Here is a 17,327-nt window from a genome sequence, read left to right as displayed (position 1 = left end):
ATGTTGAGCAGATTGGCATATAGACGGTGAGTATTTACGGTGGATATAGCTTAGTTGGTCAGAGCGCCAGGTTGTGGCCCTGGAGGTCGTGGGTTCGACTCCCACTATTCACCCCAAACCGTTGGGATGTAGCCAAGTGGTAAGGCACCAGACTTTGACTCTGGCACCCGTAGGTTCGAATCCTGCCATCCCAGCCAGTTATTTGACCCATTAGCTCAGTAGGCAGAGCACTTGACTTTTAATCAAGGTGTCCGGCGTTCGAATCGCCGATGGGTCACCAGAGTGAGACAGGCAGTTGTTTACTTAATGACAGTAAACAATTGCCTTTTTAAGATTGGAGGGATAAATAATTTTAAAAACAGGATTAGTATCAATAACATTCAGGGGGCTTTCCCCGCAGAATATTATAAAACTTGTCTCTGATGCAGGATTGCATGGGATTGAATGGGGCGGAGACATCCATGTGCCCCATGGGAACATTAACCGGGCAAGGGAAGTTGCAAAAATGACGGAGGATGCCGGATTAGAAGTTGCCTCTTATGGTTCTTATTACAGAGTAGGGTGTGAAAAGGAACAAAATCTTCCTTTTGAGAGAGTCTTGGAAACGGCACTGGAGTTAAAGTCTCCAACCATTAGGGTATGGGCTGGAAACCGAGGGTCAGGTAATTCCGACCAATCCTGGTGGAACACGGTTGTAGATGAATCGCGGAGAATTGCGGATATGGCCTTAAAAGAAGGCATCACCGTAGCCTATGAATACCATGGCAACACTCTCACTGATACCGGTGAATCGGCTTACAAACTTTTAAAAGAGGTTGCCCACAATAACATTCGCTCTTATTGGCAACCACCTGTGGATACCGGCCTGGAAGAGTGCTTGGACGGACTGAGAAAAATAATTCCCTGGCTGAGTAATATACATATATTCTATTGGATATCAAGGAGCAGGATGCCCCTGGAAGATGGAATTGAAAAATGGTCGAAGTATATGGAAATAATTAAAAGTGTAGAAGGCACCCGGTATTGTATGATTGAGTTTGTCAAAGATGATGCACCGGAACAGTTTTTAAAAGATGCTGAAGCACTAAAGAGGATTGTTGGGAAATAAAGAGTTTATAGCTTACGTTGATGCCAATATCTTTTTGTCAATATTTCTGTTAATCCAGCGTGGTGTTCCAAGCTGGATTTCTTCATCATCTTGACTGTTGCCGTAGTAAGCTCACTTTATGCTTATTTCAATTTGCACATACTGCTGTACTCTCATATTATGAATTGAAGTAAAAAATGCACACATAAAAAATCCTTTTCTTATGGTTTTATTTATTTGAATAAATTAAATAAATCACTTATAATTAAATCGTTCAATTATTATCGCAAAATATTTGCAGGTGATGTAGTTTTATGTTAAATGAGAAAAATTGGGTGTATAATGAAATTGATGAAAGAGACATTGAAAGGTTGATAAATGAAACCGGGGTTTCCAGGCTTGTGGCCAAAGTGTTAATCAGCCGGAATATAAAAGATACGGATAATATTAAAAGGTTTCTTAACCCGGACATTAAGGATTTACATAATCCTTTTTTACTGGTGGATATGGAAAAGGCTGTTGACAGGATAATTAGAGCCATAGACAATAAAGAAAAAATAACCCTATACGGTGATTATGATGTTGATGGGGTTACAGGTACTTCAATTTTATATAGTTTTTTGTCTGAACTTGGAGGTGACGTGACCTTTTATATACCTGACAGGCTTGAAGAAGGGTATGGGGTTTCCAGGGATGCCCTGGAAGCATTAATAAAGCAAGGTTCTAATCTGATAGTAACTATTGATTGCGGCATTACTGCCGTTGATGAAGCAGCCTATACAAGGGAAAACAAGTTAGATATGATAATAACGGACCATCATGAGTGCGCAGAAACATTGCCGGACGCTTATGCTGTAGTGAATCCCTGCAGGCCTGACTGTAAATACCCCTTTAAAGAACTTGCAGGGGTAGGTGTTGTATTTAAACTTATTAATGCCATATGTATGAAAATGGGATTAGGTGATTTGCATTTAAAATACCTCGATATGGTTGCAATTGGTACTGTAGCTGATATCGTATCTCTAAAAGATGAAAACAGAATAATAGTAAAATACGGAATGGAGATGATTCCTCGCACATTAAATATTGGCTTGCGTGCATTGTTGAATAAATCCGGGCTTGAAGGAAAATTAATAGGTCCCTATGAAATAGGATTTATAATAGGACCAAGGATAAATGCTGCAGGCAGGACAGGGGATGCTATAAAGGCTGTTAAAATGTTTATAACTCAAGATCAAAATGAAGCTTCAAGCATTGCCCAAAAGTTGGAAGAAGCAAACAGTTTAAGGCAGGAGATAGAGCAGACTATATATCAACAGGCTGTAGAAATAGTTGAGACAAAAATTAACCTTAATAAAGAAAAAGTTATTGTTGTTGCAAGGGAAGGGTGGCATCACGGAGTAATAGGGATAGTTGCGTCCAGGATAACAGAAAAGTACTACCGGCCTTGTATATTAATATCCATAGATGAAAATAAGGGAACAGGGTCAGGAAGAAGCGTGGAAGGCTTCAACCTTTTTGCTGCATTAAACAGCTGTGAGAGCTTCTTGGAAAAATATGGAGGTCATGAACTGGCGGCAGGATTAAAACTTGATGCTAGGCGAATTAATGATTTTAGGCAGGCAATTAATAAATACGCAGACAGGGTTCTGACTGAGGAGTTGCTGATACCAAAAATAAAGATTGATGCATATATAAATAATGAAGATATAAACGTGGAAAGTGTAGAACAGCTGGAACTCTTATCTCCTTTCGGTCCAGGGAATCCTGCGCCTGTTTTTGGCTATAGGGACCTTAAAATAAACGAAGTCAGGAATGTGGGTGCAGATTCAAAACATTTAAAATTAAAACTAAATAGCCATGGGTTACAGTTAGATGCTATTGGATTCAATATGGGCCATGTAGCTGAATTTCTCCGGGTGAATGATACGCTGGATGTTGCAGCTAAACCTGAGTTAAATTGTTGGAACTCAACGGCTAAGGTACAATTAAACTTAAGAGATATAAGAAAAAAACAGAATATTAGAGATTATTACTATAGTCTCGACAAGTGCATTGGAGTCGAATGTAAATATCTGCAGTATCTTGAATCAAAGCATAGTGGTGTAAATACAATAGAAGATATTATAGAAGATATTATGAAAAGCACAAAAAAGGTGTTAAAGGATGTAATAGAAATAGTAGAAGAAAAAGACTTAATTAAAATCCTGGGTGAGTTATTGGAGCAAAAGAAAAAAACAGTAGTATTTGTAAATTCTATAGTTATGACGGCAGAATTGGAAAAAATATTAGAAAAATTCCCAAGAGATATTAAAAAATCTCATGATATTTGCTATACTAATTTTGATGACAACAAGGCAGAATTAACTATGGTAATTAATCCCATTCCCGAGAATATTGATTATATGAAGTTTGACGTAGCTATAGTTGCCGGAAGGTGGTTGAATCCCAGTTGCTTATCGGGGGTGCTCAATAAGACAGTACATGCGAGTAAGGAAATTATTTTTTATAAAAGGGAAGGTGAGTGTAATTTAGAGATTGACGAAATTATACCTGAAAGGGATGATTTGGCTGTACTATATCGCTATATCAGGGCAAATTGTCGAAACAACCTGATAATTGATGATTTATTTATATTTGCTTCAGAAATCTCGGAGGTATATAATGTACCTATGAATTATGTTAAGGCTAAAAAAGGACTGGAAATATTGTGTGAGCTGGGACTTTTGGAGATGCTCCCGTCAGGGTTATACGGTGCGCTGGTAAAATATGATATAGAGAGAGTAAAACAAGTAAGCTTGGAGGACTCATTTATTTTTAGAAACTTACAAAAACTTAAAATGCATTTAAATTGAAGCTATAAAAACAAAATAAAAATACAGGGAGGCAAATTTTATGGATTTGGAGTCAAAACTTAGACATGTTATGGATTTCCCAAAGCCGGGGATCGATTTTATCGACATTACTCCTGTTTTACAGGATGCCTGTGCTCTTAAGCAATGCCTCGAGCAAATGAAAGAAAAAATCCTGGGAATGGGAGATTTTGATTTAATAGTAGGTCCTGAGTCCAGGGGATTTATTTTTGGGGCACCTTTAGCCTATATGCTGGGTAAGGGATTTGTCCTTATCAGAAAAAAAGGCAAGCTCCCGTACAAAACTGTAAGTGTGGAATATGAGTTAGAGTATGGCATCGATATCCTTGAGATACACGCAGATGCAATTAAACCGGGCCAAAAGGTGGTTGTTGTTGATGACCTTCTGGCAACAGGAGGGACGTCCTATTCTAATATAGAACTTGTAAAAAAGTTGGGTGGAGAAGTAATTGGCTTGGTATACTTTGTGGAATTGACTTATTTGAAAGGTAGAGAAAGACTAAAGGATTACAGAGTGGAATCCCTTGTTAAGATAAATAGCTGATAATTAAGATGGGCATAAGGAGAGTGAAGGAGTTTTAATGTCCGTAAATTTTAGTAGTTTAGTGTCCAGGATAGAAAGGTATAATCTGGACTGTGACATGGATATGTTAAAAAAGGCTTATGTGATCTCAAGAAATGCACATAGGGGACAGCAGAGGGTCTCAGGGGAGCCTTTTATTGTTCATCCTGTTGAGGTTGCCTATATTCTGGCTGAATTGGAATTGGATTGCACTACTATAATTGCAGGACTTCTTCACGATACAATAGAGGATACCACGTGTACGTTAGAACAGTTAAAACAGGATTTTGGAGAGGAAGTAGCAATTCTTGTAGATGGGGTTACAAAATTAGGTAGAATTCCTTATACAACAAAAGAAGAAGAACAGGTTGAGAATTTGCGGAAAATGTTCATGGCAATGGCTAAAGACATAAGGGTTATAATGATAAAACTTGCAGACAGGCTGCATAATATGCGTACCCTGAAATATATGAGTCCGGAAAAGCAGATAGAGAAGGCAAAAGAAACTCTTGAAATTTATGCTCCTATTGCACACAGGCTTGGCATATCAAAGATAAAATGGGAGTTGGAAGACATTTGTTTAAGGTATATTGACCCTAAAGGATATTATGAACTTGTAGAAAAAATAGCGAAAAAGAGAAAAGAAAGAGAAGCTTTTATAAATCAAATCATTGGAACATTAAAGGAAAAAACTCAAGAACTTGGTATTGAGGCTACTATTGACGGGAGAGCAAAACACTTCTACAGTATATATAAGAAAATGAAGGAACAAAATAGGACCTTGGAACAGATTTACGACCTTTTTGCCGTAAGGCTTATTGTTAATTCCGTTAAAGACTGTTACGCAGTCCTTGGAATGGTACACGAGCTATATAAACCTATTCCCGGGAGATTTAAAGACTATATAGCAATGCCTAAACCTAATATGTACCAGTCTCTTCACACTACTGTAATAGGCCATGAAGGGCAGCCTTTTGAGGTGCAAATAAGGACATGGGAGATGCACAGGGTTGCAGAAGTTGGTATAGCAGCTCATTGGAAGTATAAGGAGGGTTATTCAGGTAAAAGCAATTTGGATGAAAAACTTACCTGGCTGAGGCAATTGCTGGAATGGCAAAAGGAAATGCCCGATGCAAGAGAGTTTATGGAGACTTTGAAAATAGATTTATTTACGGACGAGGTGTTTGTGTTTACTCCAAAGGGTGATGTTATCAGTCTTCCTAAAGGGGCTACACCTATTGATTTTGCTTATGCAATCCATAGCGCTATAGGTAATAAGATGGTGGGGGCAAAGGTAAACGGACGCATAGTACCCCTTGAGTATAAACTTAACACTGGAGAAATTGTTGAAATACTAACTTCCCAAAATGCAAGCGGGCCAAGCCGCGACTGGCTAAAGATAGTTAAAAGTTCACAGGCTAAAAATAAAATAAAACAATGGTTCAAGAAGGAAAAAAGAGAAGAGAATATAGTAAGGGGTAAGGAGCTTATTGAAAAAGAACTCAAAAAACACGGTTTCACTCATAGCCAGCTTTTTAAATCCGAGTGGGTTGAGCCCATATTGAAAAAGTATACATTTATAAGTTTGGATGACCTTTATGCAGCAATAGGGTATGGCGCCATAACACCAAACAGAGTTATTTCCAGGTTGAAGGAAGAATATAGAAAGGCTGTTAAATCTGAAGAGTTGGCACAGCAAAGTATTGATGGTGTTATATCAAGAACAGAAAGAAGGAAAAAGAATGTACCTACAAACGGTGTTATAGTAAAAGGGATAGATAACTGCCTTATTAGGCTTTCAAGGTGCTGTAACCCGGTGCCGGGAGACAGCATTATCGGTTATATTACCAGGGGAAGAGGGGTATCAGTCCACAGAAGCGACTGCATTAATATAAAGAATAACCCCGGTGAAGAGGAGAGGTTAATTGAGGTTAGTTGGTATAACAATAGAAATGCAGCTTACAAGGCTGATATTACCCTTATGGCTAAAGACAGAAATGCCCTTCTCATGGATATCACGAACGAGATAAATGATGCAAAAATACCTTTAAAAGGGATTAATGCCAGGACTACAAGAGACCAGACGGTAATAATGGTCCTCACTTTGGAAATAACTGACGCAGAACAGCTTAATAAAATAATAAGGAAGCTTAAAAAGGTTGATGCAGTATTTGAAGTTACAAGAAATAAAAACTGAAGTTGATTAAAGGGAGTTAAATTAAATAGGAATTAAACAGGAATTCAAAGGGGAATTTATATAATGAGAGTAGTTGTACAAAGGGTTTCTAATGCGCGAGTATTAATTGGAGAAGATATTGTTGGGCAAATTGGAAAAGGTTTATTGATTTTACTTGGTGTTAGCAATGAAGATACTGAAAAGGATGCAGAGTACCTGGCGAGTAAAGTTGTAAATCTTCGTGTATTTGATGATGAAGATGGTAAAATGAATCTGTCTTTATTAGATATATATGGTGAATTGCTTGTGGTTTCTCAATTTACATTATACGGAGATTGTAGAAAAGGGCGCAGGCCAAGTTATGACAGGGCTGCAGCCCCTACAATGGCTAATAGTTTATATGAAACCTTTATAAAATACTGTAGAAGTTTTAATATTAAGGTAGAAACGGGCAGGTTCCAAGCTGAAATGATGGTGGAAATTTTTAATGATGGACCTGTAACTTTATTACTGGATAGTAAAAAGGAGTTTTGAGATATGGTTTTAAGGAGATTGCCTACAGGCATGTTGGCATCGAATTGTTATATAATAGGTGAAAATAAAAAAGGTGTTATTATCGATCCTGGAGCAAATAGTGAAGACATAATGGAAATGGTAAGACAGACAGGACTCGACATTGAATATATTATCCTTACTCATGCCCATGTAGACCATATAATTTCAATGGAAGAGTTGCGTCAAAGACTTAAGGCTAAGGTACTTATACACAAGGATGATGCACAATCCCTGGCTAATCCCTGGTATAACGGTTCTAAGCTTTTTGGGATCAATAAAACTTTTAGTCCTGCGGATATTTTACTGAAAGATAAGGATGTTGTTGATGTAGGTGGATTGGAATTGGAGATTATCCATACGCCTGGACACACTCCGGGAGGTATATGCATAAAAACTAATGGGAATCTTTTTACAGGGGATACTTTATTTAGAATGTCAATAGGCCGGACTGATTTGGGAAACGGAGATTATGATCATTTAATAGACTCAATAAAAAATAAACTGATGATTTTAGATGATAGAACAGTAGTGTACCCAGGACATGGCACGACAACAACTATAGGCTATGAGAAAAAGAATAACCCCTTTATCTAAAAGGCGTGAATTATAAATGATATTTGTACAACTTGACAATGAATCTTTCTGGTATGACATATACCATATAATTAAAATGTTTTTTGTCAAAGAAGAGGTAGTTTTATTACAAAATTCAGAGAATAAAGAAGAAATTGAAAATAAAGACATGTTTATACTGGTGTCGGCAAGCATAACAGACAATGCAGGAATTCCTCCTTATCTCAAAGTGGAGTTAAAAGCAGGGAGTTACGAAGCTTTTTATTCAAGATATTTGGGCTCAAGATATTTGGGCGAGGGCCTAAAAAATCCGAAAAATCAAGTTGGATGCAATGGAGCTGTACGCAATGGAGTTGTATGGAATGGAAGGGATGAAAACCGAGAAGTAAAAAAAGAATTGTCCCGCCTTCTTTATAGCGCATTAGTTGAATATACAGGGAAAAAAATACCCTGGGGTATATTGACGGGGATACGTCCTGCAAAAATTGTATATGAAATGATTGAGGAAGGAATGGAAGAAAGTGAAATTTTGCGCCGCCTTGAGCAGTATTATATGGTGTCCCGTAAAAAAGCGAGGCTTGCTTTGGAAGTTGCTTGTGCAGAAAAAAGGATACTTGATAGATCTAAAGATAATATGATAAGCATCTATATTGGAATTCCTTTTTGCAAGAGCAGGTGCCTTTATTGCTCATTTACGTCCTATTGCATAACCAGATATGAACAGCTTATAGGTAAATATATCGAGGTATTGAAAAAAGAAATTTCTCTGGGTAATGAGATAATAAGGGAAAAAGGATATGAAGTACAGAGTATCTATATAGGCGGCGGAACACCTACATCAATAAGTGTGAAGTATTTAGAGGATTTTTTGCAATTCATTGAGAGAACATTTAATACCGGAAGCCTCGAAGAGTTTACCCTTGAAGCAGGAAGACCGGACAGCATTGAGGAAGAGAAACTTTTTGTTATCAAGAATAGCATGGTGGACAGGATAAGCATAAATCCCCAGACCATGAATGAGAATACCCTGAAGGTTATTGGTCGGAACCATTCGCCGGATGATGTAAGGAGGGCTTTTTATCTTGCCAGGGATATGGGGTTTAATAATATTAATATGGACGTTATTGTGGGACTTCCCGGAGAGAATCTTAAGATGTTCGAAAACACTTTACGAGAAGTGGAGGTAATGGAACCTGAAAGCTTAACAGTGCATGCACTTGCAATTAAAAGGGCTTCAAGGTTAAGGGAAGAGCAGGAGAGGTTTTCACAAATTTCATATGAAGAGGCAAGTATCATGACTGACAAAGCATATGAGTGTGCATTGTCCATGGGCATGCGTCCGTATTACATGTACCGCCAGAAAAATATAGCGGGGAATCTTGAAAATGTGGGATATTGCAAACCGGGATTTGAAAGCATATACAATGTACAGATAATGGAAGAAAAACAAACTATTTTTGCATTCGGGGCAGGGGCCGTATCGAAAGTGGTCTACCCTTGTGAAAATAGAATAGAAAGGGCTTTTAATGTAAAAAGCCCTGAAGAATATATCAACAGGGTGGATGAAATGGTGGAGAGGAAAAGGAGGCTTTTCAAATCCTAAATCCAAATCCTAAATCAAATAGTTTGCGTTTCATTTGTATTCATAAGTATTTTCGGTATCTACTGTAAAATAATCTTCCGGCTCCATTAATACATGGCCTGATGAATAAGGCTTACCTTCAAGAGTAATTTTAACTTTTTGCTTTTGGAAGTATTCACCAAAGGTGTTTGTAACGCTCTTTAAAATCATGGATTCAAGAGTGGTACCTGCGTTCATTTCTGTGACAAATTGGGATGAAAAGTCGACTGTTACTATATCATTATTGTCGTCCAACTCTATATTCAATATTTTAGTGTTATCCGAGAGGACTTTTGATAATCCACTGCCTTCCGGTATGTTCTTCATTGCTTTTTCAAGAACTTCTTTTACATCTTGGTTGGTAAGGAATTCAATTTCTCTATTAATGTAAGCAAGCTTATCTTTGTTGAAATCGGGAAAATAAATCCGTATCCGCTCCACATATGGCACATTCTTCTCAATTTTTTCAAGCTCGCTTGATATTGTAGTATCATTTTCCTTTGATTTAAATACCCTCTTTACAAGCCCGATATTCTTCACATAATAATCAATTACAGTTGAACTAGGTCTTTCTGATGTAACTTCAAGGGCAGAATAATTGCCGGAAGGAGTTGAAATAGCTTTTCCAAGTGAAGTTATGCTCCTTTTGGTCCCGTCTTTAAGCGTCCAGGAAGTACCTTCCTTTATAGGCTCTTTTATGAGTATTTCTTCTTCACCTCTTGAGGTAGTATAATCGTAACGGTAATATACTTCACCACGGTTTAATATTCTCCTTAATTCCCCGTCCTTTAATTCATATACAACCGCCGATGAAGTGCCCGGATTAACGTTTCTGATTTGCATAATGTTATCTTTTATATATTCTACGTATGTTTCATACTGGGCATACTCGTTGCCGTTACCTTTATAAGCCATATGGATATTTTCAATGAAAGGAAAATAGTCGGATACTTTTAATTCAGTATCAGTAGTTTTATCACCTTGTCCGTTCCCGGAGCCGTTGCCGGTTGTACATGAAGCAAATAGGGTAACGGATAGAAGTATCGGAATTAAAAAGGTTAATACGGATTTTTTCATTTTTATTATAAACCTCCTCATAAATAACATATCCTCAATATAAGTAAATTATACCATATTAGAATTTTATTGCAAACAAAGGCCATTTACGGGCGCATTTATTAAAAGTGAAGAAATATTTACCAGGAGCTATCGTTACGCTGCTTAGAGCCTTTAAATTCAGCTACGGGCAAAATCGAACTCGTAAAATTAGTAAAATTATTTGAACAAAAACTAAGAAATAATTTTACTCAAACAACGATTTTGCTTTTCCTCCGCTCAGATTAAAAGGCTCTACAGCAGCTTCACTAATGCTCCTTACCAATATTTTCTTCACTTAAATAAAATGCGCCCATAAATAATTGACTTATTGACACAAGGGAAAAAATGTAGTAATATATATCATATTATTCATATAGGAATACTATAGTATAGGAGATGAAAATGAAAATCTCAACAAAAGGCAGGTATGGGTTAAGGGCAATGGTTGATTTGGCTCTATACTCAAAATATGGTTATACCGCATTAAATAGTATAGCGGAAAGACAGGAGGTTTCAGAAAAATACCTTGAGCACGTGTTTTCGGTATTAAAAAAAGCGGGCCTGGTGAAAAGTGTTAAAGGGGCGCAAGGAGGATATATACTTGCATGCAACAGTGCAGTTATAAGCGTTGGAGATATCCTGAGAGTGCTGGAAGGCAAACTTTCGGTAATACCGGATTCTGAAAAGGAGAACAATGCAACTGACCCAATGGAAGAATTCTTGAATAAGAATGTATGGAGAAAAATAGACAGTAAAATTAATAGTATAGTAAATTCCATAACCCTTGACGACTTGGTAATGGAATATAAAAAAATGGTGGAGACATCTTCATTCATCTACCATATTTAAGTACTACATTTAAGCTTAAAGGAAGTCATAAAAGAAAAATGGTAATACAAATGTTTTGAAATAAGGAGTTGATTTAATGAGTGAAAGAAAATTGAAGTTTGATACCCTGCAAGTGCATGCAGGACAGAGACCTGACCCTGTTACAGGTTCAAGGGCGGTGCCCATTTACCAGACCACATCATATGTTTTTAATGATACGGAGCATGCCGCCAGGCTATTTGCCTTAGAGGAAGAAGGCAATATATACACAAGGATGATGAATCCTACTACCGATGTTTTTGAAAAGAGGATGGCTGCCCTTGAAGGAGGAGTTGGAGCTCTTGCTGTTGCATCCGGTTCGGCAGCTATAATGTACTCGATTTTAAATATTGCAGTTTCCGGGGATGAAATTGTTTCTGCAGGTACACTATATGGAGGTACTTACAACCTGTTTTCGGTAACTTTGAGTAAATTGGGCATAAAAACCGTATTTGTTGACCCTGACGTTCCGGAGAATTTTAAAAAAGCTATAAATGAAAGGACTAAAGCATTATACATAGAAACCATAGGTAATCCGGGAATAAATCTTATAGATATCGAGGCAGTGGCGAAAATTGCCCATGATAATAGAATCCCTCTTATAGTTGATAATACATTTGGTACTCCTTATTTAATAAGGCCCATAGAATATGGAGCGGATATAGTGGTACATTCAGCTACTAAGTTCATTGGCGGTCATGGGACATCTATAGGCGGAGTAATAATTGATTCCGGAAATTTTGACTGGAAGGAAAGTGGAAAATTTCCGGAACTGACAGAACCTAACCCAAGTTATCATGGTATCAGGTATGTTGAGGCCTTTGGCCCTTCCGCATATATTGTAAAGGCTAGAACCCAATTACTTCGAGATACGGGTGCATGTATAAGCCCCTTTAACTCATTCCTTTTTCTTTTAGGCTTGGAGACTCTATCTTTAAGAGTAGAAAGACATGTAGCAAATACGAGAAAAATTGTTGAATACCTGCATGCCCATCCCTTGGTTTCATGGGTTAACTATCCTAATTTGGAAGGAAACAGGTATTATAGCCTGGCACAAAAGTATTTCCCTAAAGGGGCGGGTTCTATATTTACTTTTGGAATAAAGGGTGACATTGAGGCATGCAAAAGATTTATAAATAATTTAAAAATATTTTCTCATCTGGCAAATGTAGCTGATGCAAAGTCTCTTGTTATACATCCTGCAAGCACAACCCATGCCCAATTGTCAGAAAAAGAACAACGGATGGCAGGGGTTACCCCGGACATGATCAGGATTTCAGTAGGAATAGAGGATGCGGATGATCTGATATATGATTTGGAACAGGCATTGAGAAAGGCGGTGGGGAGTTAGGTATGACTATTTCTGTTAAAGGAAAATATGGAATTAAAGCTATGCTAGATTTAGCCATGTATTCCTACGGCGAAAAAGTTACTGTAAAAAGCATTGCCGAGAGGCAAAATATCCCTGAGAAATTTCTTGAACAGCTGTTATCTACTCTTAGAAAAGCCGGACTGGTGAAAAGCATAAGGGGACCTTTGGGGGGATACTCACTTTCAAAACAACCTGAGAACATTACTGTAGGTGATGTCCTTAGGGCACTTGAAGGCGATCTTGCACCTGTTAAGTGTATAGGTCAGAATAAAGGGAAAAACAAATGTAAAAGATCTGAGAGTTGTATAACAAAGTATATTTGGATGAAGATAAAAGATGGGGTTAACGAGGTTATTGACAGTATTACTTTAAAAGATTTGATTGATGCATATGAAGCATATGAAAAGGATATTATGGATGGGTATATATATTATATTTGAATTTGATTAGGATATTTGGTGGGAGGATGATAATATGGCGAAAATTGCAAAGAAGTTGACTGATCTTATAGGTAACACTCCGCTATTAGAATTGGCGAACTATAGCAGTGTGAATAATTTGAATGCACGATTAATTGCAAAATTAGAGTATTTTAACCCTGGTGGAAGTGTAAAAGACAGGATTGGGATTGCAATGATTGAAGATGCGGAAAGTAAAGGTTTAATAGATAAAAACTCGACAATTATTGAGCCTACAAGCGGGAATACCGGTATTGCCCTAGCTTTAGTTGCAGCATCCAAAGGATACCGACTGATTCTTACAATGCCCGATACCATGAGTACAGAGCGCAGAAGCCTTTTAAAAGCCCTCGGCGCAGAGTTGGTCCTTACTCCAGGGGCTGAAGGAATGAAAGGAGCAATAAGGAAAGCTGAAGAACTGGCAACAAGCATACCAGGTTCATTTATGCCGCAGCAATTCAGAAATCCTGCCAACCCTGAAATACACAGAAGAACAACAGCAGAGGAAATATGGAGGGATACCGACGGGCAGATTGACATTTTTATTTCAGGAGTGGGAACAGGAGGCACGCTGACAGGTACAGGCGAAATTTTGAAACAGCGGAATCCCGATATTAAGGTTATAGCGGTAGAACCTTTTGATTCACCGGTACTTTCGGGAGGGAAACCGGGACCTCATAAAATTCAGGGAATAGGTGCCGGATTTATTCCTGAAGTTTTAAATATAAAAATTATAGATGAAGTATTTAAAGTACGAAACGAGGATGCTTTTAGTACTTCCCGGGAACTTGCAAAAACTGAGGGTTTGCTGGTAGGAATATCTTCGGGTGCTGCAGCTTTCGCAGCGACTGAAATTGCTAAAAGGGATGAAAATAAGGGAAAAACAATTGTGGTAATTTTGCCTGATACGGGGGAGAGATATTTATCTACGGATTTATTTCAAGGAGTATAGAAAACAAGCAATGCAAAAGAATAAAGAAACCGGAATAAAGTAAAAGAATAAATAGTATGGGAAAGGGTGTAATATATGCCGATTAAAATACCAAACAATCTTCCTGCAGCTGAAACATTAAGTAATGAAAATATATTTTTAATGTATGAAGATAGAGCTTTACACCAGGATATTAGACCTTTGAATATAATCATATTAAATTTGATGCCAACTAAAATAATAACCGAAACTCAAATATTGCGTCTCCTTGGGAATTCGCCACTGCAGGTGGATATTACACTACTCCACCCCAAAACTCATATTTCAAAAAATACGTCCAGGGAGCACCTTATTAAGTTCTATAACACCTTTGATGAGATTTGCAAGAATAAATTTGATGGGATGATTGTAACAGGAGCACCTGTAGAGCACTTGGAATTTGAGGAAGTGGATTACTGGGATGAATTAAAAGAAATTATGGATTGGAGCACTACACATGTATTTTCTACATTCCATATATGTTGGGGAGCTCAGGCAGCCCTGTACCATCACTATGGAATACCAAAATATCCACTGCCCCAAAAAATGTTTGGCGTTTTTCCTCACAAGGTTTGTAAGCACAACGAAAAGCTTTTAAGGGGGTTTGACGACATTTTTTATGTTCCTCATTCAAGACATACGGAGGTAAGGAAGGGGGACATTGTAAAAGTGAGGGAACTAGAGATTCTGGCCGAGTCTGAAGAAGCCGGTGTTTATATTGTGGTTTCTAAAAATGGTAGACAGATCTTTGTAACAGGACATTCGGAATATGACCCCTTTACACTTAAATATGAATATGAGAGGGATGTCGCAAAGGGACTCGATATACACCTTCCAAAGGACTATTTTCCTGGAGATAATCCTCAGATGCCTCCTATCGTGAAATGGAGAGGGCATGCAAATCTTCTGTTTTCCAACTGGCTGAATTATTATGTTTACCAGGAGACACCATATAATTTGGATGAGATTGGAATAAAAGAAAATATTAGCTGGCAAAAATAAACAAACTATCTTTTTTAGGAGTGCTTAAAGCACAATCATTCTGTATAATATTAAAAATTAAAAGAGCATACAGGGTGATGATTATGCTCAATAAATCTCCACCATAAGCTGTGGAATTTTCAGAGCTGCCCATGAGCCAAGAAAAATAACCATGTTGCTGATACGTGCACCTTTTCTCAGCAGGGAGCCTACCATAGGAAACGCAACATATAATGGACCTGTTGGAAGAGTTCCAAGTGCAATGGTAGCCATCCAAATCACCTTCCTATCCTCAAATCTTAATTTGAATACCCGAAAGTCTTGCTCCTGAATTTGTTTCCATCGATAACAATGCCGGCTCTGTAATGAATACCTGGTTTCCTTTAAGTATGGAAGATTCATTTAGTAGAAATAGTCATGCCTAACACCTCACTGCCTTTCTCAAAGCCTGTTCCAAAGTTATTGTGAAAAAGTATTTAAGAGTAGTTATTACTGAATTCAAGAAAATCATCTCCTTAAAGCGCTCCAAAATTTTACATTATTTAGAACTCTGTTCTTGTAATAATTCAACAAGCATTTTTAAAACATTTTCAATATTATAGATCATTTCAGGTTTCATGTTTTTAAATACCTTTTCCAGATATTCTGTATTTTCCTTAATAACTTCTGTTAGTATGTTAATTCCTTTATTGGTAGCTCTAACACAGCAAACCCTTCCATCAATAGGAGAATGTTCCCGTATTACATACCCCTTGCTTTCAAGGCGATCAATAACTCTAGTCGCTCCACTTTTAGTAAAATTTAAAGATGTACCTACTTCTCTGATAGAAAAATCTTTATTTTCGTAAACTCTTTTTAGCGCCATGAATTCGACTAGCGAAAGGTCTTTACAACACCCCCCGTTAAAGCCGTGGTCACCAAAAACCCAGGCTATTTCTTGCAGTAAATTGTAAACATTTGATATGTTTTTATTCATCTTATGATTCTTCCTTTATAAATATAGTTGATATCAACAACCATATTTTATATCAAAAGGTTGACGATGTCAACCAATTGATGTAAAGATTTTAATTTATTGTACTGAATTTACAAACAAACATAAGAACAGCAAAATATTAGTAAACAATAGATACAACAGTTTTATTTAAAATGGAAGGTGCAAAAGGATAAAACAAAAAATGATAAAATTACATAAATTGTATTTTAGATTTGTCATTTCATTTTGAGTCATGCTGAATATCTTCTTTTTCATAAGTGACATTATATCAGAATAATTTCAACATGACATTATCACAGAATATTCATAATTTTACATTTTATATTCTTGCAGACTACACCAAAAAGTGTTATACTAAATCAAAGGGATGAAGCTCCCCTTAGGAAAAATCCGAACCGCTTATGACAGCTGATGGCTTCTACGGAAAAACGTAGGGGTTGTCAGCTTTTTTATGTGTCGATGGTTTACTTGGTGTGATGCTTGGGGATGAGTTGCCCTAACAAATGTCAAGGACGGGCTGATAACTCTTACCACTCAGGCGTTTGCAGCGGTAGAGTTGATGCTGTGAGTCTATATCATTGCCAGGAGGTGTTTTTTCAATGACTTTTCACAGCATACTATTTAAAAGAACTGAAGACAGCATAAAAGAAGAAACAGTTGAGGTACCTACCTTTTTTATTGATTTAAATCTTGACCAAATCATAAACGAAATCACTGCTGGTAGGCAGGAATATAATTTAAAACCTTTTTTTTACATTACTTTGAAAGATATCGATGCAATCAAGTACCGTCAAGAAATAATGCTGGACCTTGAAAATGAAACTCTATTAGAAAACATAAGATCATTTGCGCTAAAGATGCGCACAATGCGCCGATATCTTGCCTTATTGGATAAGCTTTACTACAAATACCATAAAGAAGGATGGTTTTTGGAGGCGGCAGAAATTTATTGCGAAGCTGTTAGTTGCTTAGTACATGATTTAAACTTTGCAAATTTTAAATCGCGCGGTCTTTTGGCCTTCTATGAATATTTGACTAACTATGCCAACTCCGACCGTTTTACGTCTCTTCTGTCGGAAACAAAAAAGCTTAAAGCTGATTTGTCAACAGTAAAATATTGCATGCTTATAAATGGAA

16 protein-coding genes and 3 tRNA genes are annotated in these 17,327 nt (G+C 37.3%); 16 read left to right on the top strand and 3 right to left on the bottom strand.

What is annotated here, in order from left to right:
- The first annotated feature begins 39 nt into the window (after positions 1 to 39).
- The 10 genes from HPY74_07900 to hemZ all read left to right on the top strand — a co-directional run bounded on the left by HPY74_07900 (position 40) and on the right by hemZ (position 9,429).
- A tRNA-His gene (locus tag HPY74_07900) sits at positions 40 to 116 on the top strand.
- 6 nt (positions 117 to 122) lie between these two features.
- Positions 123 to 197: transfer RNA gene (locus HPY74_07895), tRNA-Gln, on the top strand.
- A gap of 7 nt (positions 198 to 204) precedes the next feature.
- Positions 205 to 280 (top strand) — tRNA-Lys (locus HPY74_07890).
- 69 nt (positions 281 to 349) lie between these two features.
- Positions 350 to 1,108, top strand: coding sequence for a sugar phosphate isomerase/epimerase (locus tag HPY74_07885; protein ID NSW90585.1), 759 nt, complete (start codon positions 350 to 352; stop codon positions 1,106 to 1,108).
- A 293-nt stretch (positions 1,109 to 1,401) separates the two neighbouring features.
- Complete coding sequence (gene recJ / locus HPY74_07880; protein ID NSW90584.1) at positions 1,402 to 3,942, top strand: single-stranded-DNA-specific exonuclease RecJ; 2,541 nt, start codon at positions 1,402 to 1,404, stop codon at positions 3,940 to 3,942.
- A 40-nt stretch (positions 3,943 to 3,982) separates the two neighbouring features.
- Positions 3,983 to 4,504 carry an adenine phosphoribosyltransferase gene (locus HPY74_07875; GenBank protein NSW90583.1) on the top strand — a complete coding sequence of 174 codons (522 nt, stop codon included), beginning with the start codon at positions 3,983 to 3,985 and terminating at the stop codon, positions 4,502 to 4,504.
- A gap of 37 nt (positions 4,505 to 4,541) precedes the next feature.
- Complete coding sequence (locus HPY74_07870) at positions 4,542 to 6,719, top strand: bifunctional (p)ppGpp synthetase/guanosine-3',5'-bis(diphosphate) 3'-pyrophosphohydrolase (protein NSW90582.1); 2,178 nt, start codon at positions 4,542 to 4,544, stop codon at positions 6,717 to 6,719.
- Between the two features lie 63 nt (positions 6,720 to 6,782).
- Entirely contained in the window at positions 6,783 to 7,232 is a 450-nt protein-coding gene (locus HPY74_07865) for a D-tyrosyl-tRNA(Tyr) deacylase (GenBank protein ID NSW90581.1), read from the top strand.
- A 3-nt stretch (positions 7,233 to 7,235) separates the two neighbouring features.
- A complete protein-coding gene (locus HPY74_07860; protein ID NSW90580.1) occupies positions 7,236 to 7,847 on the top strand; it encodes an MBL fold metallo-hydrolase in 612 nt (203 codons plus the stop codon).
- Between the two features lie 16 nt (positions 7,848 to 7,863).
- On the top strand, positions 7,864 to 9,429 hold the full coding sequence (gene hemZ, locus HPY74_07855; GenBank protein ID NSW90579.1) for a coproporphyrinogen dehydrogenase HemZ: 1,566 nt from the start codon (positions 7,864 to 7,866) through the stop codon (positions 9,427 to 9,429).
- Positions 9,430 to 9,459: 30 nt separating this feature from the next.
- Here hemZ and HPY74_07850 read toward each other — a convergent pair whose 3' ends face one another.
- A complete protein-coding gene (locus HPY74_07850; GenBank protein ID NSW90578.1) occupies positions 9,460 to 10,524 on the bottom strand; it encodes a GerMN domain-containing protein in 1,065 nt (354 codons plus the stop codon).
- Between the two features lie 423 nt (positions 10,525 to 10,947).
- Here HPY74_07850 and HPY74_07845 point away from each other — a divergent pair, with 423 nt between their 5' ends.
- The 5 genes from HPY74_07845 (at position 10,948) to metA (ending at position 15,214) form a co-directional block, all read left to right on the top strand.
- On the top strand, positions 10,948 to 11,394 hold the full coding sequence (locus tag HPY74_07845) for an Rrf2 family transcriptional regulator (GenBank protein NSW90577.1): 447 nt from the start codon (positions 10,948 to 10,950) through the stop codon (positions 11,392 to 11,394).
- Between the two features lie 76 nt (positions 11,395 to 11,470).
- On the top strand, positions 11,471 to 12,763 hold the full coding sequence (locus HPY74_07840) for a homocysteine synthase (protein ID NSW90576.1): 1,293 nt from the start codon (positions 11,471 to 11,473) through the stop codon (positions 12,761 to 12,763).
- A gap of 2 nt (positions 12,764 to 12,765) precedes the next feature.
- On the top strand, positions 12,766 to 13,224 hold the full coding sequence (locus HPY74_07835; GenBank protein ID NSW90575.1) for an Rrf2 family transcriptional regulator: 459 nt from the start codon (positions 12,766 to 12,768) through the stop codon (positions 13,222 to 13,224).
- A gap of 34 nt (positions 13,225 to 13,258) precedes the next feature.
- Positions 13,259 to 14,194 (top strand): cysteine synthase A, encoded by a 936-nt coding sequence (gene cysK / locus HPY74_07830; GenBank protein NSW90574.1) that lies wholly within the window; start codon positions 13,259 to 13,261, stop codon positions 14,192 to 14,194.
- A gap of 75 nt (positions 14,195 to 14,269) precedes the next feature.
- Positions 14,270 to 15,214, top strand: a complete 945-nt coding sequence (gene metA, locus HPY74_07825; GenBank protein ID NSW90573.1) for a homoserine O-succinyltransferase — start codon at positions 14,270 to 14,272, stop codon at positions 15,212 to 15,214.
- 87 nt (positions 15,215 to 15,301) lie between these two features.
- Here the strand turns inward: metA and HPY74_07820 are convergent, their stop codons facing one another.
- Both HPY74_07820 and HPY74_07815 read right to left on the bottom strand, forming a co-directional pair.
- Positions 15,302 to 15,466, bottom strand: coding sequence for a hypothetical protein (locus tag HPY74_07820; GenBank protein NSW90572.1), 165 nt, complete (start codon positions 15,464 to 15,466; stop codon positions 15,302 to 15,304).
- Positions 15,467 to 15,731: 265 nt separating this feature from the next.
- A complete protein-coding gene (locus HPY74_07815; GenBank protein NSW90571.1) occupies positions 15,732 to 16,169 on the bottom strand; it encodes a MarR family transcriptional regulator in 438 nt (145 codons plus the stop codon).
- 620 nt (positions 16,170 to 16,789) lie between these two features.
- Between HPY74_07815 and HPY74_07810 the strand changes: the two genes are divergently transcribed.
- On the top strand, positions 16,790 to 17,327 hold a 538-nt coding region (locus HPY74_07810), incomplete at its 3' end, for a DNA mismatch repair protein MutS (protein ID NSW90570.1).

The sequence above is a fragment of the Bacillota bacterium genome (assembly GCA_013314855.1).
GTDB lineage: Bacteria > Bacillota > Clostridia > Acetivibrionales > DUMC01 > Ch48.
Note: the sequence above shows the minus strand (reverse complement) of the source record. Positions and strands in the feature narration are given on the sequence as shown.